The sequence below is a fragment of the Bernardetia sp. Wsw4-3y2 genome, assembly GCF_037126295.1.
In the GTDB taxonomy this organism is placed as follows: domain Bacteria; phylum Bacteroidota; class Bacteroidia; order Cytophagales; family Bernardetiaceae; genus Bernardetia.
Genome location: NZ_CP147017.1, coordinates 3,757,982 through 3,779,126, shown reverse-complemented (window position 1 = coordinate 3,779,126; position 21,145 = coordinate 3,757,982). Strand labels below are relative to the sequence as shown.

Here is a 21,145-nt window from a genome sequence, read left to right as displayed (position 1 = left end):
GATTTAGCTTCGCTGAGGGTTACACCGTTCTCAAAAACGAACGAAACGCTTCCTCAGAAGCGTGATTTAAGCAATATCACGCTTCTGAGGAAGCGTTTCGTTCAACTCTAGGGAGTTGAACACACTATGTTTCGCTAAAAAGTCGGAAGAGCCATATATTTTATAAATTGCATCAAAAAAGCCTTCATTTCTATAAATTAGAAACGAAGGCTTTTGCTTTTTTGGATTCAACTGATAAATCACAACGTTTAGGAAATACTTATGCTTTCTCTAAAACCAATACAATTTTATTAAAATCGGCTGCTGCATTGATTACTTTTCTATAATCTTCAAAGTCCTCTAAAGGAAGATAAATTTCATAATAGTATTCAAAAATATCAACTGTTATGGTATTTCCTTCTTGTTTGTAATTAGAAATAAAACCACAGTTTTTCTTATCTCCTTCTTGATTTGGCTTATCAAAAACAACGTTTAACTTCAAATCATCTATATTTTTGACTTTGTAACCTTCTGGAACTTCAAAAGTTAGTTTTCTTTTGTAGATTCTGTTGTGTCCATTTTCTACAGCTAGTTTTCTTTCTTTTTCTTGATAAAGTTCTGATTGAGGTCCTATACATTTTCCAATGGTGAAAAGATATTTATTACCTGCTTTTTCTATCCATGATTTAGACGAAAAATTGGTTTTGATAGCAAACTCGTTTTCTAAAAGGTCTGTATTCATTAATTCATTTTCTAATTTAATATCTTCAAACTCTGCATCTGCTGAAAGCCCTCTCAAAACATTTTCTATCATTTCAGTACGTTTTTCTTCTGATAGATAAGGAATAATTGGTTGAAGCCCCACAGCCGAAAGTCCACCAAACCCATATTTAAGTTCAGCTTCTACGGCATCCATATCTTCATTAAATTTCATTTTAAGATTGATATTACTGAAATTTTGGTCGCCTTCTAGGGGTTCTATTTCTCTGACTGTTCCCAATCCAAATACTTCATCTCCTACTTTCATTTTACGAATAAAAAGTCCGTCAGTAGCTGTCCATGTATCAGGTACAATTCCATAACGATATAAAGGAACAGCAGGTACAAGGTATTTTTTTGTATTTGGAAAATAAATCAAAAACTCTCGCATATTTCCCCAATAATCAAAATCGCCATCAAATCTGACTTCACTTCTATCAGAAGTCAAAACAAGTTCATAAGGCACTTCAGCCAATTCTAACATTGTAGTAAAAAGACGAACTAAACCTCGTTCATTAGCAATTTTTGTTTTCTCAATTTCTTCTATATTCGAAAAATCAGCAGCAGGAGATTCTGTTCCTTGAATCTTTACTTTCAAGTAATTTTCAATCTTGCGAATACGTGTTTCTTCTGTATCTTTATCCTTTATTTCTACTTCTTTGTAGATTTTTTTGAGTGATTTTAGTTCTTTTTTATCTCTTGTTTGACAAAAGACACTATAAATTTGTCTAGCTGCGTCCGTAAAAGTATAAAAGCGTTGGCGAGAACTAGTAGCCAAATTATAAGCTAATTTATAATCTACTCTCATTTTATTTGGATCTGCATACGCAAAAGGTTCTCCATTCAGAGGTGCAATGCTATCTACTTCTATACGTTGAATTCGCTTTTCATTTTTGGTATCTTCTATAAGTTCTGCATCAGCTAAACCGTTATAGCTTTTTACTTCAAAATCTAAAAAAGAAGGACTGATAAGTTCAAAAGAAATATTTTTAGTAGGTGTACTACTTTGCATATATTCTCTTCCTTCTTGATTTCCACCAAAAATCGGTTCTTTAGTTGTATAAAAATATTCAATTTCACTTCCCTTTTCTATTCCTTCGATGGCAAACATTTTATAACCACGCCCAGATTCTTCATCTTTTATTTCTTTCAAATTATTTTGGTCAGAAATAACTACTTTACCATCTGGAGAAATAGAACGCACTTTTAGTTTTTCTAGTGTTCCTTCTCCCAAGGGAATGAAGATAGCATTATAACGTTCAACAGCATCTGTACTTCCGAGCCAACGAATTACGTGATGTGTTTTATACAGAATTACTTTTTCTTCGTCTGCTAAATAAAAATATTCTATCATATTTTTATCTAAAAAAACAACTGAACCTCCGTTTTCTAAGTGTGAAGGAACTTCATTTCTTTTTCTGTTTTCTTCCCAGTCATAATCTGCGTATTGGTGTTTGTCATTGTCTGCAAAAACTGACAAAGTAGAAAAAAAAGTAAAGGTAAATAAGACTACAAAGAGTAGATTTGATTTAATTAAATTCATAGAATAAATAAAGGAATGATTGGTATAATGAATAATTCAGTACAGTTTTTTAAAACAAGAAAAGCATTTTTCTTTTTTCGAAAAATGCTTTTTATAATTAAAACAATAAACCTATAAGGTTTTCAGAAACCTTATAGGTTTTATAGCTTTGAAAATTAAATATCAAAATATCTAAAGAACATATCTAAACGTTCTTTTTGAATATCTGCATCTGGATTTTCTTGGAACTTAGCAATAACACGATATTCGAAACGCTCTAAAGTTGCTAAAATAGGTGTAAGCTCCGTTTTATCTAATTTTAGAGTAAGTTTGATAAGGTTGGTATCATAGGGATCTGTGTCTACATAACTACTCAAAATTTTGGTGTTATTTTCTTCTATCAATCGACTAATATGCGCCAAAGAATAATCTCTGTAATTCATTGACATAACAAGTATTGCACCTGCACTTTGGTTAGCAAAAGTACGTGCAAAGGCTGCTAGGGTATCTCTTACCGTAATCACACCTACAAAAATGTTACTTAAGTCTACAACAGCAATAATGCGTAAATTATGGTCAGTTGCTAGTCGCATAACATCATAAAAATGTTGGTCTTCTCCTACAAAAACATCTTCATATAAAGGTTCGATAGCATCAATAGTTGCATCTGGATTGTTGATTTCGTAGAGCATATCTTCTGTAATAATGCCTTTATAAACATTATTTTCAACGATAGGTAGCTGCGTAATTCTGAACGCATCCATCCAATTAAGAGCCTTTTTGACACTGTCCTGACTTTTTAATGGAGGAATCATTTCATTTATAAGGTCAGCAGCGACCATAATAGAAGTAGTAGTATTATATGTATCGGTCATAGTGGTTGTTTTTTGAATAAGGCAATACTAGCAAAAATGGCTTTTTATTAATTTTACTTCAATTTATTTGGAAATTGAAAGTTTATAAAAAACAAAACACAACTATTTTGCTACTATATAGAATAACAATTTGTATGCTAATTTATTTAGAAAAGCTATTATTTTTAGTTAAATAGCTTATTCAAATTATTTTTAGTAAAAAAATGTTCACTTTTTATGTTTCGTTTTATATTGATTTTTATTTTTTAGTCTATTTCAAATCCATCCACTATTTTTATTCTTAACTCTATGCAATTATTTTAACGAAAAATTAAACTAATGTAGCTGTTTTTTCTAATGGATTTTTTCTTAAAAACTCATCAAAATACGCATTGAAAATAGCTGAATGTTCCATCATAGGTGCATGTCCACATTTATCAATAAAACGAAGTTCACTATTTCTTAAAAGCCTATGAAATTCATGAGCTACTAAAGGTGGTGTAATTGTATCATTGAGTCCCCAAACCAAAAGAGTAGGAATATTTATTTGTGGAATTTCTTTAGCCATGTTGTTGCGCTGTGCTGAGCGAGCAATCGTAATCATTCGTAAGCATTTTGCATTATTGTTTGTTACTTCAAATACGTCATCTACTAGCTCTTTCGTTGCAACTTTTGGGTCATGGAAGGTATATTGTACTTTTTCTTTGATATACTCGTAGCTTCCACGCTTAGGAAAAGAGCCTCCCATACCATTTTCAAAAAGTCCTGAACTACCTGTCAAGACCATTCTTTTAGATATTTCTTTGTTGCGAAGCATAAAAATAAGAGCCAAATGTCCTCCTAAAGAATTTCCTACCAAAGTCATATCTTTTAAGTCTTCCATTTGTACAAAACCTTCTACAAAATCTATAAGTCCTTCTAAATGCGCCTTTCGCAAAGAAATAGTATAAATAGGCATCATCGGAATCAAGACTCTGTAATTTTTGGAAAAATGAGCTACTACGCCCTCCCAATTACTCATCTCACCAAAAAGTCCATGTAGAAGCAAAAGCACTTCTCCTTCTCCTTCATCTATATATTGATAGCCTCCTTTTTCTTTTATCGTCATGCCTATGAAATTAAATGTATAATGAGTTTAGATATATTGTTAAACGACAAATTTACAAAAATTATATATTCTAAAAGTCGCTATCTACAAACATAGCATAATTCTATTCATTATTCAACCTGTTTTTTTTTGTTTAGTTAGAATTTTTGAAAAAACAAAACCCTAAGAATCATTGAGAAATTTAGGGCTTTAAATAATGATTAAAGTAGTGTAAACCAAATTAGTCTCTTCTTCCCATCAGCATTGAACCATAATAAAGTAATGTTGCTAAAGAACTTAGTGCAGCTACTACATACGTCATGGCAGCCCAAGAGAGTGCGCCTTTTGCCATCGAATATTCTTGTGGATTGACTATATTTTCATCTTTTATCCATTTTAAAGCTCTTCTACTAGCATCAAATTCAACTGGTAAAGTAATAAAACTAAAAAGTGTAGAAACAGCTAAAGCTAAAACACCAGCAGCCAAAACATAGGGGATATTAGCAAAAAATAAAAGACCAATTCCAATCATTAATAAAAAAGGAGTAAACCGATTTGTTATATTCAGAACTGGAACCATCGCCGAACGAAAACCTAAAAAAGCATACGCTTTTGCATCCTGAACAGCATGTCCACATTCGTGAGCAGCTACAGCAACAGCAGCAGCATTACGACCATGATAAACAGCTTCACTTAAATTTACTGTTTTATCACTTGGATTATAGTGGTCAGTAAGTCTGCCAGCTACAGAAAGAATTTTTACGCCTCTTATTCCATTGTCGTTTAGCATTCTTTGAGCTACTTCTGCTCCACTCATATTGGAAGCTAAAGGAGTTTGAGAATATTTTTTAAAGCGATTTCTAAACATATATTGTACGCCCATGCTTATCAGACCTACAACAATTATTAATATATAACCTCCAGTCATTTTATCTAAAATATTTAGTTTAAAAAATAATGTATAACAGACATCCCTGTCTGTTGCATTGTAAAATACTGTTTTTTAACAGACTAGGAAGTCTGTTATACTTTCTAACCTTAAACGAAAATAAGGAAAAGTTGTTTCTCTTTTTATAAAAAATATAATTTGAAAATTGATACACAAAAAAACTCCAAAAATCACTAAATTTGAATCAAAAGTAGCTGACAGCTTCCAAAGTATCATAAAAAAAATTCAATAAATTATTTTCTTACAATACTTAGAAAGTATTAGCTACTTCACTTTAACCCAACTAAAAACTCATGTACGACACACTTCAACCTTTTTTAGAAAAGGAATTACAAGAAATAAAAGATGCAGGACTTTATAAAAAAGAACGTATCATCACAACGCCACAATCAGCAGCCATCAAAACGCAAAGCACTGGTGAGGTAATCAATTTTTGTGCAAATAATTATTTAGGTCTTTCTTCGAACCCTCGTGTTTTGGAAGCTGCAAAAAAAGCTATTGATACACATGGCTTTGGACTTTCATCGGTTCGTTTTATTTGTGGAACACAAGATTTACACAAAGAATTAGAACGCAAAACAGCCGAATTTTTAGGAATGGAAGACTGCATTTTGTATGCAGCAGCTTTTGACGCAAACGGTGGAGTTTTCGAACCTCTTTTGGGAGCAGACGATGCCATTATTTCGGATGCTTTGAATCATGCTTCTATTATTGATGGCGTTCGTTTGTGTAAGGCAAAGCGTTTTCGTTACGAACATAATAACATGGCAGACCTTGAAAAACAACTTCAAGATGCCGATGCAGCAGGCGCAGTTCATAAAATGATTGTTACAGATGGTGTTTTTTCAATGGACGGAACAATTGCACAACTAGATAAAATCTGTGATTTGGCTGATAAATATAAGGCTCTCGTTATGGTAGATGAGTGTCATTCGTCTGGTTTTATTGGAAAAACAGGGCGAGGAACACACGAATACAGAAATGTAATGGGCAAAATTGACATCATTACAGGAACGTATGGAAAAGCTCTTGGTGGTGCTTCAGGTGGATTTACGGCAGCCAAAAAGGAAATTGTAGAAATGCTTCGTCAGCGTTCTCGTCCTTATTTATTTTCAAATACGGTTGCACCACCAATTGTGGGTGCTTCTATTGAAGTTTTGAATGTCTTGATGGAATCTACGCAGCTTAGAGATAAGCTAGAAGAAAGTACAAAATATTTTAGAGAAAAAATGAGTGCAGCAGGTTTTGATATTGTAAAAGGCGAACATCCAATTGTTCCTGTGATGCTTTATGATGCGCCACTTTCTCAAAAATTTGCTGACCGACTTTTGGAAGAAGGAATTTATGTAATTGGTTTTTATTATCCTGTTGTTCCTAAAGGAAAAGCTCGTATTCGTGTCCAGATTTCGGCTTTACACGAGCGTGAACATTTGGATAAAGCCATTGCAGCTTTTACTAAAGTGGGGAAAGAATTAGATGTGATTTCGTAAAGCAGAATTACGGATTAAAAATTACGAACGGTTTGCTTTTATGTAAGCCGTTCGTTTTTTTTATTAAATCCTCGTTGAGGACTTCATTTGATCCTCAACGACGGTTTATTTTACTCTCCCTCCAATCATCAACGAGCTTAAAAGCGTCGTTGAGGATAAGAGTTTTTGATAGAGTATAGAGAGCGATTTTGATGGTTTATTATCGGTGTGTGCTTGTTTTTGTCGTCGGTGGGGACACCGACAACGGCAGATGGTTATTATAAAACGTATTTTTATATTCTACAAAATATTTGTTTCTCCATTATGACAAAAGAGAAAGCTAAAAAATAACTACACTCGTTTTTCCCTTACTATTTGCGATGTCTTCACAACCCAGCCGTTGTCGGTGTCCCCACCGACGACATCATGAAAACATTTCCTTTTTCCATTACAAAAAAGAAAAATAACTATATTCGTTTTTACTGAACTACTTAAAAAAATAAGAAAATGAGTGAATTAGCAGAAAGGCTTATTGAAGAAAATATAAGAACTAAAAATCCTTATCTTGATTTAGGGAATTGTGGACTTGATGGTACAGAAGATGAATTATACAGGAAACTTATTTTCGCAAAACATATAAAAATACTGACATTTTCTCATGAACGTATGCGATATGATTTTACAAAAAGTGATTGGATTTATTATGAATCTAGTAACCAATTTGAACTTAATCAATTACAAGTTATACCTAAATATCTACCACCTAATTTAGAAGAATTAACTTTAGCAGGTATATTTTTATCTAAACAACAACAGAAAGGTGTACCAATATCTAATATAGAAAATCTAAAAAAATTAAATAAACTTAGAGTATTAGATATACACCAAAACAAAATTAAAGATATTTCTACTTTAGAATATCTTTTAAACATTGAAGAACTGTATATAGGAGATAATTATATACAAGATATTAAGTCTTTGCAGAATCTCAAAAAGTTAAAAGTTCTTGATATGGCTTCTGCTGGATATATAAATTCTTTCTCTCCTTTAGAGAATTTGGAAGAGCTTTGTGTACTAGATGCTAGCTTATTAGATGTACAAGATTTATTTCCATTGAGTAATTTGAAAAAGTTAGAAGAGTTATACTTATCAGAAAATGAAATACAGAATATTTCACCTTTAAAAAACCTTACAAAATTAAAAACTCTTGATTTAAATTACAACAATATAAAAAAACTTGGTTGTATAAAAGGAATGATAAATTTAAAGACATTATTGCTTGAGGGCAATGAAATATCTATTATAAAGGATATTAAATATTTAAATCAAATATCACATTTGAGTTTAAGTTATAATAAGATAAAGAATATAACAGATATACAAAATTTACTTGAGCTTAAAGTATTAAAATTAAGAGAAAATAAGATTATTGAAGCGAGTAAATTACAAAACTTGAAAAATTTAGAGTTTATAGATTTATCTCATAATTATATCAAAGATATTTCATTCATCAATAATTTACTTAAAATAAGAAAAATTGATGTTAGTTGTAATAAAATAAATTCCATTTCTTTTACGAATATTTCGCACATTAAAAGTGATGCTAGTCTTGAAATAAGGGGTAATCCAATAATGAATATACCAAAGAATATACTTGATGATTATGGAAATGTCTTAGAAGCAGTAAAAAATCATCTAAAATCCATACAAAAAGAAGAAGACCGAAAAGAACTCAATGAAGCCAAACTAATTTTTGTAGGAGTAGGAGAATTAGGAAAAACAGAGCTTTCAGAAGCATTGAGTGAAGCAGAATATAAATTTGAAGGTGGTAGAAAATTCACAAAAGGAATTCGTATAAAACCTTGGCAGTTAGTAGATTGTAAGCGAGAAGAACAAAAAACAGATTTTATAGCTCATATTTGGGATTTTGCAGGACAGGAAATAAACTATGGTACACATCAGTTTTTTCTGACTAAAAATTCAATTTATGTTTTTGTGTGGGAAACTCGTAAGGGAGAGGATAAGTCAAAGTTTGCGTATTGGCTGCGTATTGTGTCGCTACTTTCCAAAAATGCACCTGTTTTGATTGTCCAAAATAAAATAGATGAGATAGAAAGTGAAGTAAATCAAAAACAATGGAAAGAACAATTTCCTAATATTGTCGATTTTTATAAAACGTCTTGTAAAGAAGGAACAGGAATTGATGCGCTGCGAACAGAGATACAAAACCAACTTTTAGAACTTCCACATACTAGAGAAATTTGGAATAAATACAGAGTGGCTGTGCGTGATGAGCTTATAGAAAGCAGCAAAAACATCGATTATATTAGTTATAAAGACTATTTGAAAGTCTGTGAAAAACATACAGTTTCAAAAGAAGATGCGTCATTTTTGAGCGACCAACTTCATAACATTGGTTCTGTACTTCATTTCTCGGAAGAAGCAAGATTAAAAAATACAGTTGTTCTCAATTCAGAATGGATAACTGATGCAGCTTATTTGCTTTTGGATACAAAAAAAGTAGAAAGAGGACGTTTTCATTTTTCAGATTTGGATAAAATATGGGAAGATGAACGTTTTGATGAAAAGCACGAGTTTTTGATAAATCTTATAGAGAAGTTCGAACTTATTTTTCAGTTTCAAGATAGCGATTTATATATCGTTCCCGAAGGTTTGCCAGTAGAAGAACCAACAGGTGTAGCAGAAATAAAACCTACTTTTGAGAGTAAAAAAACTAAATATTTGCGTTTTGAATATCATTATCCTTTTATGCCAAAGGGAATTTTGAGCCGTTTTATTTGTCGTCTGCACGAAAATATTTTTGAAGAATATTTTTGGAAAAATGGCGTTGTGCTTGTTTTGGAAGCTAAGGAAAAAGAAACGTTTGCAAAAGTAATTTTGAATGAAGTAGAAAATCCAAAAACAATAAAAATAGAAGTTTGGGGAAAACAAGCTGACAAACTTTTAGCTATCATTCGAAGAAATATAGACCATATTCATAGCAAATTTGAAGAATTAGAGATTTTTCAGAAAATTCCTTGTGTTTGTGTGGATTGTAAAGGTTCTTTAAAACCTTATTTACATGATTATAATACTTTGAAACGCTTTCAAGAAAAAGGAAAAACTACAAGAGAATGTGCTATCGGTGCAGAAGATGTAGAAATTGCTACACTTTTAGAAGGAATTTTGGATACGAAAACGATACGAGGAAATAGACTAATAGAATTAATCGAAAGAAATAATGTATCTGATTTTTTTGCTGAATTAGATAGAATGGGAATCAGAGGAAATCAAATTGCACGTTTGAAGGCTGAGTTTATAAGTGGAACAAATGATTTTCAGTTTCCTAATAGATTAATTACTTTGGTTTCTAAATTCTAATAATTGATTTTAAAAATTTAAAGAAGTTTTTCGGTAATCCGAAATAACTCTGACAATAGTTTTGAAAATGCCTACTCAAACCTATTGAGATGTAAAATTGATAAATGAGCAAAGTTAAAATTCAACTTATCAATAAACCTTCAACATCTGACAACTTAATATATAGACTTCTAAAACTGATTCTGATTGACTGATTTCTTATGTTATTTCATTTGTAGTATATTTTTCCTAATTATTTTCTTTGTTAGACCAAATATCATTTTTTGATTATCAAAACAAAAGATTTCAACAAAATTTCCTTGTCTTTGTGACAGAATTTTTTCTTGAGTAATTACACTAACAACAACCTAGCAAAATTTAACAAAATAAAGAAAACAATTAAATTAATATACTGTTAGTAATAGTGAATTTTATAAATTATATACTTCCGAATGTTATAATTAATTAATTTAAATATTTATTTTATATGTTTTCTTATAAATAATTATCTACAGACAATATAATTATTTATAAATTTTATTGCAACTAAGTTGCATAAACAAAACATTTATTTTTTAAACCTTATTTTATGAAAAAGTCAATTTTAAACTCGTTTAATGACACTTTTCGTATTTTTATTTTGTGCTTGACAATTGGATTGTCATTTAGCATTGTACTTAGTTCTTGTTCTGACGATGATGACGATCCTGAGCCTGATCCTACTCCAACTAATACCATTGCTCAAGTGGTAGCTGCTGAGTCCGATTTCTCTTCACTTTTAGCAGCTCTTCAAAAAGCTGAACTTGTATCTACTTTTGAAGGAACAACAGAATATACTGTTTTTGCTCCTACAAATACAGCCTTTAGTGCTTTTCTTGTTGAGCAAGGAGTTACTTTAGAAGAACTGACAAAAGAGCAACTAACTGAAATTTTGACCTATCATGTTGTATCAGGCGATAGAAAGAGCAGTACTTTTACAGATGGTGCTACTATTCCAACTCTAAATTCAGGTGAATCACTAAGTATTTCGGTAAATGGAAATGCTATTATGGTAAATGATGCCAACGTGACTGCTGCTGATACTGATACAAAAAACGGTGTTATTCATACGATTGATAAAGTTCTTGTTCCTAGTGATTTTACTTTAGAACCTGAAACACCTTCTATTGTAGGAATTGCTACTGAAAATCCAGATTTTAGTATTTTGGTAGAAGCTCTTCAAAAAGCAGATTTGGTTTCTACGTTAGACGGAACAACAGCATATACTGTTTTTGCGCCTACTAATGCTGCTTTTGAAGCTCTTTTTACTGAACTTGGTGTGGATGGAATTGCTGATATTGATGTAGCAACCCTAACTCCTATTTTGCTTTATCATGTAGCAAATGGAACACTTACATCTTCACAAATCAATGCTGGCACGTTAGCTACTCTTAATACAGATGCTTCTATTGAAGTAACTGTAGATGGAAGTACGATTACATTGAATGAAGATACACAGGTTACACAAGCTGACATTTCGGCTTCAAATGGAGTAGTTCATGTAATCAATAAAGTTTTAGTTCCTCCAACTGAAGAAACTAATACAATTGCTGACATTGTAACAGCAGATACAAACTTTAGTATTTTGTTGCAGGCTTTACAAGCTGCCAATCTTACGAGCGCAGTAGCTAATGCAGATGCAAATCTTACTGTTTTTGCGCCTACTAATGCTGCTTTTGAGGCTTTTATTGCTGCAAATGCTGATATTAATTCGACAGAAGATTTATTGAATAGCCCTAATCTTTCAAATATATTGTTGTATCACGTACTTGGAACTAAACAAATGGCTGCTGATTTATCTCAAAGTCCTTTTTATGTTTCTACATTAAGTCCTGCAACTTTTGAGGGAAGAACTGATGAAACAGTTTCTTTGCTTGTAGATGGAACAGATGGTGTGAAACTAAATGGAACTCAAAATATTAGTGTTACACAAGCTGATATGGATGCTGATAATGGTGTTATTCACGTTATTGATAATGTACTTATGCCTCCAAATGTAGTAGAATTAGCTCAACAAAATGGTGGATTTACCGAATTGGTAGCTGCTGTTTTGCGTGCAGATTTGGCGACAACTGTAGCAACAGCTAATCCAATTACTGTTTTTGCACCGACTAACGCAGCTTTTGATTCTTTATACATTGCTTTGGGTATAAATGGAATAGATGAGATTGATGTGCCGACCCTTACAGGTATATTACAACATCATGTAGTTAGTGAAAACTTAGCTGCAAGTGATTTATCAGACGCACAAACTATTACTACACTGAATGGTGACGTAGAAGTAAGTATTGCTGAGGGAGTAGTAACTTTAGTGGGAGCAAATTCTTCTGCCAAAGTTGTTCTGACTGATGTACAAGGTACAAATGGTATCGTTCACGTTATAGATATGGTACTGCTTCCGTAAGTTATTTTTTTTAGTTAATGAAAAAAGCTTTTTCTTCTTTTTTAGAGGAAAATGCTTTTTTTTATGGTCAGAGTTACTAGTTTGATATATTGAGAATGGGAAAGAGTAAAAATTGTCTTTAATTTCCCTCACAAAAATCTTATATTTGTATAAAAATTACTTTTTATTAGTTTAGATAAAGAAAAATAATATACAATGAAAATAGTTTCATTTTTTGCAGGTGCAGGAGGGTTAGATTTAGGGTTTCAAAAAGCAGGTTTTGATGTAATTTGGGCAAATGAATATGATAAAGAAATTTGGGAAACCTATCAAAAAAATCATTCTAACACTTTTCTTGACAAGAGAAGTATTGTAGATATTCCTGCTAATGAAGTTCCTGATTGTGATGGGATTATTGGAGGACCTCCTTGTCAGAGTTGGAGTGAAGCAGGAAAAGCAAGAGGAATAAAAGATAAAAGAGGACAATTATTTTATGATTTTATCCAAATATTAGAAGAAAAGCAACCCAAGTTTTTCTTAGCTGAAAATGTTAGTGGAATGCTTATTTCAAAACATAACCAAGCCTTAGAAGGAATTAAAGAATTATTTAGAAATGCTGGTTTGGGTTATGAGTTATCTTTCAAAATGCTCAACGCTTCTGATTATAATGTTCCACAGGATAGAAAACGAGTTTTTTTTATTGGTATAAGAAAAGACTTAAATTTTAAGTATAAATTTCCGAATGAAAATTTTGAAAAAGTAACTTTAGAAACGGCTATTTCAGATTTGCAAAGCAATGTTTTACCAGCTTTAGAGTTCAATAATACAAATGGTGATAGCTGCAAAATTCCGAACCACGAATATATGATAGGAGGCTTTTCAACTATGTTTATGTCAAGAAACCGAGTGCGAGATTGGAGTGAACAATCTTTTACCATTCAAGCAGGAGGACGACATGCGCCTATTCACCCACAAGCTCCAAAAATGGAATTGGTAGAAAAAGATGTGCGTATTTTTGTTCCCAACTACGAACATTTATACAGAAGATTAAGTGTTAGAGAATGTGCAAGAATTCAGACCTTTCCAGATGATTTTGTCTTTTATTATAAAAAAGTAGCAGCAGGTTATAAAATGATTGGAAATGCTGTTCCTGTGAATTTAGCTTATTTTTTGGCTAAGAGCATAAAAGAACAAATACTGAATAATCAGAAAAATAATTTTATTCAACAAGAAAAACTAACAGCATGACAAATATTTTAGAGGCAATTTATACTATTGTTCAAAACCCTATTTTTGAAATCAAATCATTTTATACAGGTAGAAACAGAGCAAATAGTGTAGGAGATGCTTTGGAAAACTATATCAAAGATGCGTTTGCAAACTCTTTTCATATAAATGATGAAAAAGAGCGAATGAAATTATTTAACGTGAACTCGGGTTTTAACTAATTGACTTTCAGTGTTTTATTTACTTATTTCAGTTATTTTTGTCAAAAAAGGCTAAAAAAGGTTATTTTTGAATAGCTCTACTCAACTTTAACCTCTTTAGCCTTATGTTTGACAAAACTATAAAATTCGACGAAGACCACCTAATTGGTATTTTTTATTTAGTAGATGAGTTCTGTTTACAAGCTCAATCTTATGTATCTAGTAAATGGGTGGGAACAAAAAGCAGTTCCACTTTCACCCCTTCTCCTACTCGTGTTCCCCAGTTATCAGCTAGTGAAATAATGACTATTTTAGTATATTATAATTACTCAGGTTATAAGAATTTTCAATACTATTATCAACGTTTTGTGTGTAACGATTTAGTCCCTTATTTTCCTAAACTTTGCTCCTATAACCGATTTTTAGAATTAATAGAAAGGGTAAGTTTACCTATGTATGTACTCGCCAAACTCCTGTGTGCTAAAAGTGAAGAAACAGGTACTTACTTCATTGATTCTAAGAAAATAGTTGTTTCTGATAATCGTCGTATTCACTCTCATAAAGTGTTCAAAGACATTGCAAAACGAGGAAAAGGGTCAATGGGGTGGTTTTTTGGATTTAAACTTCACTTAGTCATCAATCATTTAGGAGAAGTAATGGCTTTTGAAATTACAGCAGCAAATAAGGCTGATAATAACCACGATCTACTCAAAAATTTATTAAAAAATTTGAAAGGAAATTGCTTTGGTGATAAAGGGTATTTGACAAAACTTTGGGAACAACTCTATGAAAAGGGACTTAAAATGATAACTAAAACAAAAAAAAATATGAAGAATCAACTCATCACATTGAAAGAAAAATACACACTTAGAAAAAGAGCCATTATTGAATCTGTAAATGATATTTTAATTTCCGTTTTTGACGTAGAACATTCTAGACATAGGAAGCCTATAAACGCATTTACGCATATGGCAGCTACAATAGTAGCTTATCATTTCTACCCAGAAAAACCTAGAATATTTGTACCTAAATAATACCGAGTTCACGTTATTTAATGAAAAATTTTCATGGCTTGGTAGTCAAAATAATCCACCTGATATTATGATAAAAGGAGGAGATGCCATTGAAGTTAAGAAAACACAAAGCGCAAATAGTGATTTGGCTTTAAATAGTTCTTATCCAAAGTCAAATATTAATTCTTTAAGTCCAATGATTACACAAAATTGCAAAAACTGTGAAGACTGGACTGAAAAAGATTTAATTTATTGTGTTGGACATACAACAGATACCACTTTAAAATCTCTCTGGTTTGTTTATGGAAATATTTATGCAGCAAGTCACGAAACGTATCAGAGAATAAAAAATACGATTTCGGCAGGAATAGGCACGATTCCCAATGTAGAGTTTGCAGAAACTAAAGAATTGGGAAGGGTAAATAAAGTAGATTCTTTAGGGATTACAAATTTGAGAATTAGAGGAATGTGGCAGATTCAAAATCCTAGAAAGGTATTTAGTTACTTACATATTCCAACCCAAAAAGAATTTGAATTAGTTTGTATTATGCCAACAGAAAAGTATAATTCTTTTAATGAATCTAGTAGAACAAAAATTGAATCAATTAATAAGATAGAATTTAGCATTGAAAATCAGCAAGTACAAGACCCAAATAACCCTGCAAAATTGATTGATTGTAAATTGATAAAATACATAGTTTAATAAAATGCAAAAAAAGCTTTATTGATTATTACTGGCACTTTAACACAACCACAAAATCAACATATTCCACCAAATTCAAAAAACACAAAACCTCTACTTCACTTCTGATGTTAATTTGTCTGAAAACTCTCTATATTTTTGTTACTTTCGTGGTATAATAGTGTTTCCTTTAAACAAACCATTAGGTGTTTGACAAAGAACAAAATCAAGACTTTAAAAATCAATTCAATATATTCAATGAAATTTCAGACGATAACCAAATTTGCCTTTTTAGCCTTTTTTCTACTGACAGGAGTTTTTTTATTTTCCTGTTCAAGTGATAATAAAGATGAAAAAGTATTTTCATATAAAGATTTTTTACCTCCTTCAAAGGGTGGACGTGGCGAAATATTGCTTCAAATGGATTCTAGTAAATGGGAAGGAGATTTAGGTGCTGCTGTTCGTGAACTTTATATGGCACCCATGCCAGGTTTTCCACAACCTGCCGAACCAATTTTCAAAATCTATCATGCTGCACCAAAGAAAGTAAATGATTTGTTGGAAGAATATCATTCTATTTTTGTGGTTTTGTCGTTGGACAGCAAATCAACAGATAGCGACCTTTTACGCAAAAAATTTGCAAAAGAAAGTTTGGACAGAATAGAAGCCGATACAACGCCCTATTTGATTGTAAAACAAAACGAACATGCAAAAGACCAGCAAGTTGTTTATCTGATTGGTAAAAATGACGAGCAACTTATCAAACACATGAAGGCAAATGAAGAAAAATTGCGTGAGATTTTTTATAAAACAGAGCGTGAACGTTCTCGTTTAGTAGCCTTTAGAGGTGGAACACAAACAGGGAAAATGGAACGCTACAAAAAAGAACATGGTTTCATGATAGGAATTCCAGATGGTTATCAAGAAGCAAAAGATATAAATGAACAAGATTCAGGTTTTGTATTCATGCGTTTGATAGATAATGCCAACGGAAGAGATAGAAATGTTTTTGTGGCTTACAAACCTTATTCCTCACAAGGACAATTAAATGCAGACAGTGTTTTGGCTTGGCGAAGAGAGCTAGGAGAAAAGTATATGAAAGACCCAGATAGAGGCTCGTATGTAACAGATCAAACTGATGTAGTTCCTTATTTTTCACAAGAAATTAATTTTAAAGGTCATTATGCAATTGAAATTCGTGCGCTTTGGAAACTCACTTCACTTACGTCTGGAGGTCCTTTCTTAGGATATTTGATTGTTGATGAAGAGAAAAATAGATTATATTATATTGAAGGATTTATTTTTGCACCTACTTCAAAAAAGCGTGATTATATTCGTGAAGTAGAAAGCATTTTATGGACATTTGAACCGTAGGTTTTGGAATGATAAATTATTAATGGTAAGTGGTAAATGAAAGTATATTAAGAAATTGTTTAAGAATAGTAAAATTCTGTTCTGTGTGCCACAGAACAGGGATAAAAGTTTTATTTTTCCATAAAGTAGGATTTGCAACCCTAGTTTATATAAAAATTATTGTTTTTGTTGGTGTTTTAGCGTAGCGACACCAACAAAAACACACAAATCTATTCTTAAACAACTTCTAAGTATAATTCAAGTTGTGAGTAATCAATAGACTTCCTATTACACAAGTTGACTTATTATAAGGATAGATTAAATAAATTAGAATCATTATCTATATGTATTCATTGAAGTTGTTTAAGAATACTCATTTTTCCTTAGAACTGAGTTTGCAAACCTAGTTCTAAGGAAAAATAATAAAGCCTTTGTTGGTGTTTTAGCGTAGCGACACCAACAAATATATCCACAAATCCCATTCTTAAACAACTTCATTGTTACTGTATTGTATTTACCATTTATAATTCACATTTTTTTTAAATGCCCAACTCACAAAAACACAGAGGAGCAAATCCAAAAGATTATGCTGCTTTTACCGACAAAAATATTGATAATCTAAAACAAGCTGTTTCTGATTTGTCTTGGCTTTTATCAAATGGCTATGCACAAAAAGCATCTCTAAAAATTGTAGGTGATAAGTTTTCACTTACAGACCGACAACGAAAAGCCATAAATGCTGCCAGCGCAGAAAGAGAAAGTTTAGAATTAAGAAAAAAAAATGAAATTAGCATTGATTTAGATATTCATTCTGACTTCAAAAAACTAAATTCTACCTTAGTTATTGATGGTTATAATCTGCTTATTACAACGGAATGTGCATTGTCGAATGCCCCTCTTTTTATTGGTTTAGATGGTTGTATGCGTGATATTGCCAGTATTCATTCAGCCTATCGAAAAGTAGAAGAAACAATTCCTGCTTTAGAACTTATTGGAAACGTAATTGAAGAACTTGAAATAAAAGAAACCATTTGGGTCTTGGATTCGCCCATTTCAAATAGTGGAAGGCTAAAAAAAATTATGGAAGATTTGGCAGAACAAAAGAAATGGAATTGGAATATTCTTTTAGAAAAACATGCTGATAAATCTATTGTAGAATTAAGTCAAAATGAAAATCACATTGTTGCTTCTTGTGATGCTTGGATTACTATAAATGCTTCAAAATGGGTAAATCTATGTAGTTTTATTGTGAAAAATTATGTTCCTTCAGCTTGGATTTTGGACTTTAGGAAATAGAATTATCACGATACTTTAGAGTGTCAGAGAATTAAACAGGAAAAAAATAACAATTCTAACTCACTTTTACGTAAATTTGCAGTATTAAACCTTATCACGGTTTGCATTTATGGTAGTTCAGGCATCTTGTCTGAACATAAAAAGAAGCCTGTTATCCTATTCAAGAGTCTAGAAGATAGTTATATAAAAATAATCGTGATAACCTTTATTAAAATAATTCAAATTTATATCCATTTTTCTTGTCATTTTCATTCATGAACATCATTTTTTTCGATTCTCCTTCACTTCGCACTCATTTGTTGCCTTTTACTTTTACTCGCCCTGTGGCTGACCTGCGTGTCGGAATTCTGACCATAAAGGAAAAATTCGAAACATATTTCAATGACTTTCTAAAAAATACAGGTCATTTACAAACTGAGAATCATCATTTTTCATTTCTGACACAAGATTATTTACAAGAAAAATTTCCTATTCATTTCCAAGAGAATGAAACTGTAAATCTATATATAAACGGTGCAGTTTTGCCAACTTTAGAGGTTTTTGAAAAACTAGTTTCTCTTCCATTAGAAACAGCTATTTTTTCAGAAACTGGAAACCAACTCATTGCTTTCAAAACATTTACGCAGTTCAAAAGTGTAGATAAATTTTATGATTTTGCTTTAAAGGTAGCCAAACAGAAAACAGAGAAAATAAATATCCAATTCTTACAAAGAACTTGGGATATTTTCCGTTCAAACAAACAAGAAATTGAACGAGATTTTGATTTGATTACAACAGGACGTAAAAGTGAAGTTGTTACAGACAAACATACAGTTTTATATAATGAAGAACGCATTTTTATAGAAGAAGGAGTAACTATAAAAGCTGCCATTTTAAATGCAGAAAAAGGCTCAATTTATATTGGAAAAAATGCAAGTATCGAAGAAGGTGCAATCATTCGTGGTTCTTTTGCTTTGGGAGAAGGTTCAGTAATCAATACGGGTTCAAATATGCGAGGCGATACAACAATCGGAAAGTTCTGTAAAGTGGGTGGCGAAGTGAGTAACTGTGTATTTTTTGGTTATTCTAATAAAGGACACGACGGATTTTTAGGAAATGCAGTTATTGGCGAATGGTGTAATTTGGGTGCAGCTACCAACTGTTCCAACCTAAAAAATAACTACGGAACGGTCAGAATTTGGAATTATGCAGAAGAAAATTATGAAAAAACAGAATTGCAATTTTGTGGACTTTTAATGGGCGACCATAGCAAATCTGGAATTTGTACGATGTTTAACACAGCAACTGTTGTAGGAACAGGCGCAAACGTTTTTGGAGAAGGTTTTCCACCGAAATTTATTCCTTCTTTTGCGTGGGGAAATGGCAATCACCAAACTAAATTTGTATCGACACACTTAGACGCTCTTTTCAAAACAGCAGAGCGCATGATGAGTCGTAGAGATGTCGCATTTACAGAAACCGAGCGCAAAATAATGAAACACGTTTTTGAAGATACCGATAATTATAGATTTTGGGAATCGAATCCAATGTTTAGTTGATATTGGGGATTAGGGAATGGAGATTGGGAATTACAAATACAAATTAAACACCTCGTTGACGGCTGCATTTGAGCCTCAATGATGGTTAAATAAAGAATAAAAAATGAGTTTTGAAGATTTTAAATTAAACCGTCAATTATTAAATGCCATTGAAGAAGCTGGATATGAAAAACCGAGTCCGATTCAAGAACAGGCAATTCCGTTGCTTTTGGCAGGACACGATGTAATTGGTGTAGCACAAACAGGAACAGGAAAAACGGCTGCTTTTATGTTGCCTCTTTTGATGAAACTAAAATATGCACAAGGCGAAAATCCTCGTGCTTTGATTCTTGCGCCTACTCGTGAGTTGGTTATTCAAATTCATGAACATTTTGAGGTACTTGGTAAATATACTGATTTGCGTGCCGTTGCTTTGTATGGTGGAAGTGGAAGTATAAAAAGACAGCTTGAACAAGTGAGAGAAGGAATGGATTTGATTATCGCAACACCAGGACGATTATTGGATATTTATGAGCGAAATGAATTGAATTTACGTCAAATCAAAACGATGATAATGGATGAAGCAGACCGTATTTTGGATATGGGTTTTATGCCACAAATCAATCGTTTGTTAGAAATTATTTCTAGCAAAAAACGTCAGAATGCCCTTTTTTCTGCTACAATGCCAGAGAAAGTTGTAAAATTGACAGAGGATTTTTTAGAATCCCCAGAGGAAATAAATATTTCGGCTATTTCGGTTACAGCCGAAACAGTTGAGCAAAAATATTATGAAGTTCCTAATTTCAGAACTAAGATTAATTTATTAGATTATTTACTCAAGGATAAAGAGAAATTTAATAAAGTAATCGTCTTTACAAGAACAAAAGATGTTGCAAATAATGTCTATAAATTTTTGGGTAGAAAGGTAGATGATAGTGTAAGGGTAATTCATAGTAACAAAGATCAAAATACACGAAGTAATGCTTTTAGTGATTTTAAAAATGGAGATATTCGAATACTTGTAGCGACAGATGTAGCTGCACGAGGATTAGATGTAAGTGATGTAAGTCACGTTATTAATTTTGAAGTTCCGAAACAGTACGATGATTATGTACACAGAATTGGGCGTACAGGACGAGCAGAAAAAGAAGGCATTGCCATTACTTTTGCCAATGTTTTGGATGTTCATCATATCAAAAGAATTGAAAAACTGATTGGAAAAAAAATCCCAAATGAAAGAATTCCAACAGAAGTAGAGATTACACAAACACCTTTCGAAGAAAATCAGAAACTAATAAAGGCATTAGATTTTATCAAACAGAGAGAAGATCCAACCTATAAAGGAGCTTTTCATCATAAAAAACGCTATCTAAATCCAAAAGATATAGGTAAAAAGAAAAATAGAAGTACATCAAAGAGAAAACCTAAGAAATAATTACGAATTACAAAATTTATT

Annotated in this window: 15 protein-coding genes; 11 read left to right on the top strand and 4 right to left on the bottom strand. The window is 31.9% G+C overall.

Annotated features, from left to right (window positions below; translation table 11 throughout):
* Window positions 1-259: 259 nt before the first annotated feature.
* From V9L05_RS15525 to V9L05_RS15510, 4 genes are all read right to left on the bottom strand, one after another.
* Window positions 260-2,281, bottom strand: a complete 2,022-nt coding sequence (locus V9L05_RS15525) for a DUF3857 domain-containing protein (RefSeq protein ID WP_338812765.1) — start codon at window positions 2,279-2,281, stop codon at window positions 260-262.
* A gap of 155 nt (window positions 2,282-2,436) precedes the next feature.
* Window positions 2,437-3,135, bottom strand: coding sequence for a CBS domain-containing protein (locus tag V9L05_RS15520; protein WP_338812764.1), 699 nt, complete (start codon window positions 3,133-3,135; stop codon window positions 2,437-2,439).
* A 310-nt stretch (window positions 3,136-3,445) separates the two neighbouring features.
* The gene (locus tag V9L05_RS15515; RefSeq protein WP_338794181.1) at window positions 3,446-4,228 is read right to left on the bottom strand and encodes an alpha/beta hydrolase; all 783 of its coding nucleotides are present in this window, start codon (window positions 4,226-4,228) and stop codon (window positions 3,446-3,448) included.
* A gap of 214 nt (window positions 4,229-4,442) precedes the next feature.
* Complete coding sequence (locus V9L05_RS15510) at window positions 4,443-5,129, bottom strand: zinc metallopeptidase (RefSeq protein WP_338792364.1); 687 nt, start codon at window positions 5,127-5,129, stop codon at window positions 4,443-4,445.
* A gap of 314 nt (window positions 5,130-5,443) precedes the next feature.
* On the opposite strand from V9L05_RS15510, the gene kbl reads away from it, so the two are divergent.
* The 11 genes from kbl to V9L05_RS15455 all read left to right on the top strand — a co-directional run bounded on the left by kbl (window position 5,444) and on the right by V9L05_RS15455 (window position 21,124).
* Window positions 5,444-6,640, top strand: a complete 1,197-nt coding sequence (gene kbl / locus V9L05_RS15505) for a glycine C-acetyltransferase (protein WP_338812763.1) — start codon at window positions 5,444-5,446, stop codon at window positions 6,638-6,640.
* A 486-nt stretch (window positions 6,641-7,126) separates the two neighbouring features.
* Window positions 7,127-10,000, top strand: a complete 2,874-nt coding sequence (locus tag V9L05_RS15500; protein ID WP_338812762.1) for a COR domain-containing protein — start codon at window positions 7,127-7,129, stop codon at window positions 9,998-10,000.
* Between the two features lie 568 nt (window positions 10,001-10,568).
* Window positions 10,569-12,422, top strand: a complete 1,854-nt coding sequence (locus V9L05_RS15495) for a fasciclin domain-containing protein (protein ID WP_338812761.1) — start codon at window positions 10,569-10,571, stop codon at window positions 12,420-12,422.
* 195 nt (window positions 12,423-12,617) lie between these two features.
* The gene (locus tag V9L05_RS15490) at window positions 12,618-13,649 is read left to right on the top strand and encodes a DNA cytosine methyltransferase (RefSeq protein WP_338812760.1); all 1,032 of its coding nucleotides are present in this window, start codon (window positions 12,618-12,620) and stop codon (window positions 13,647-13,649) included.
* Window positions 13,646-13,849, top strand: a complete 204-nt coding sequence (locus tag V9L05_RS15485) for an NgoPII family restriction endonuclease (protein ID WP_338812759.1) — start codon at window positions 13,646-13,648, stop codon at window positions 13,847-13,849. Before V9L05_RS15490 ends, V9L05_RS15485 begins: the two co-directional genes overlap by 4 nt.
* A 104-nt stretch (window positions 13,850-13,953) precedes the next feature.
* Window positions 13,954-14,862, top strand: coding sequence for an IS982 family transposase (locus tag V9L05_RS15480; RefSeq protein ID WP_338812758.1), 909 nt, complete (start codon window positions 13,954-13,956; stop codon window positions 14,860-14,862).
* Window positions 14,863-14,929: 67 nt separating this feature from the next.
* Complete coding sequence (locus V9L05_RS15475; protein WP_338812757.1) at window positions 14,930-15,544, top strand: NgoPII family restriction endonuclease; 615 nt, start codon at window positions 14,930-14,932, stop codon at window positions 15,542-15,544.
* A 237-nt stretch (window positions 15,545-15,781) separates the two neighbouring features.
* On the top strand, window positions 15,782-16,897 hold the full coding sequence (locus tag V9L05_RS15470) for a DUF4837 family protein (protein WP_338792370.1): 1,116 nt from the start codon (window positions 15,782-15,784) through the stop codon (window positions 16,895-16,897).
* 522 nt (window positions 16,898-17,419) lie between these two features.
* Window positions 17,420-18,172: a DUF434 domain-containing protein gene (locus tag V9L05_RS15465; protein ID WP_338812756.1), complete on the top strand. Its 753-nt coding sequence runs from the start codon at window positions 17,420-17,422 to the stop codon at window positions 18,170-18,172.
* A gap of 254 nt (window positions 18,173-18,426) precedes the next feature.
* Window positions 18,427-19,710 (top strand): GlmU family protein, encoded by a 1,284-nt coding sequence (locus V9L05_RS15460; protein ID WP_338792372.1) that lies wholly within the window; start codon window positions 18,427-18,429, stop codon window positions 19,708-19,710.
* Window positions 19,711-19,813: 103 nt separating this feature from the next.
* The gene (locus tag V9L05_RS15455) at window positions 19,814-21,124 is read left to right on the top strand and encodes a DEAD/DEAH box helicase (protein ID WP_338812755.1); all 1,311 of its coding nucleotides are present in this window, start codon (window positions 19,814-19,816) and stop codon (window positions 21,122-21,124) included.
* Window positions 21,125-21,145 lie beyond the last annotated feature (21 nt).

Coding starts and splice junctions, on each gene's coding strand:
- V9L05_RS15525 (WP_338812765.1), bottom strand. CDS start 2,281: ATGAATTTAATTAAATCAAATCTACTCTTTGTAGTCTTATTTACCTTT.
- V9L05_RS15520 (WP_338812764.1), bottom strand. CDS start 3,135: ATGACCGATACATATAATACTACTACTTCTATTATGGTCGCTGCTGAC.
- V9L05_RS15510 (WP_338792364.1), bottom strand. CDS start 5,129: ATGACTGGAGGTTATATATTAATAATTGTTGTAGGTCTGATAAGCATG.
- kbl (WP_338812763.1), top strand. CDS start 5,444: ATGTACGACACACTTCAACCTTTTTTAGAAAAGGAATTACAAGAAATA.
- V9L05_RS15500 (WP_338812762.1), top strand. CDS start 7,127: ATGAGTGAATTAGCAGAAAGGCTTATTGAAGAAAATATAAGAACTAAA.
- V9L05_RS15495 (WP_338812761.1), top strand. CDS start 10,569: ATGAAAAAGTCAATTTTAAACTCGTTTAATGACACTTTTCGTATTTTT.
- V9L05_RS15490 (WP_338812760.1), top strand. CDS start 12,618: ATGAAAATAGTTTCATTTTTTGCAGGTGCAGGAGGGTTAGATTTAGGG.
- V9L05_RS15485 (WP_338812759.1), top strand. CDS start 13,646: ATGACAAATATTTTAGAGGCAATTTATACTATTGTTCAAAACCCTATT.
- V9L05_RS15480 (WP_338812758.1), top strand. CDS start 13,954: ATGTTTGACAAAACTATAAAATTCGACGAAGACCACCTAATTGGTATT.
- V9L05_RS15475 (WP_338812757.1), top strand. CDS start 14,930: ATGATAAAAGGAGGAGATGCCATTGAAGTTAAGAAAACACAAAGCGCA.
- V9L05_RS15470 (WP_338792370.1), top strand. CDS start 15,782: ATGAAATTTCAGACGATAACCAAATTTGCCTTTTTAGCCTTTTTTCTA.
- V9L05_RS15465 (WP_338812756.1), top strand. CDS start 17,420: ATGCCCAACTCACAAAAACACAGAGGAGCAAATCCAAAAGATTATGCT.
- V9L05_RS15460 (WP_338792372.1), top strand. CDS start 18,427: ATGAACATCATTTTTTTCGATTCTCCTTCACTTCGCACTCATTTGTTG.
- V9L05_RS15455 (WP_338812755.1), top strand. CDS start 19,814: ATGAGTTTTGAAGATTTTAAATTAAACCGTCAATTATTAAATGCCATT.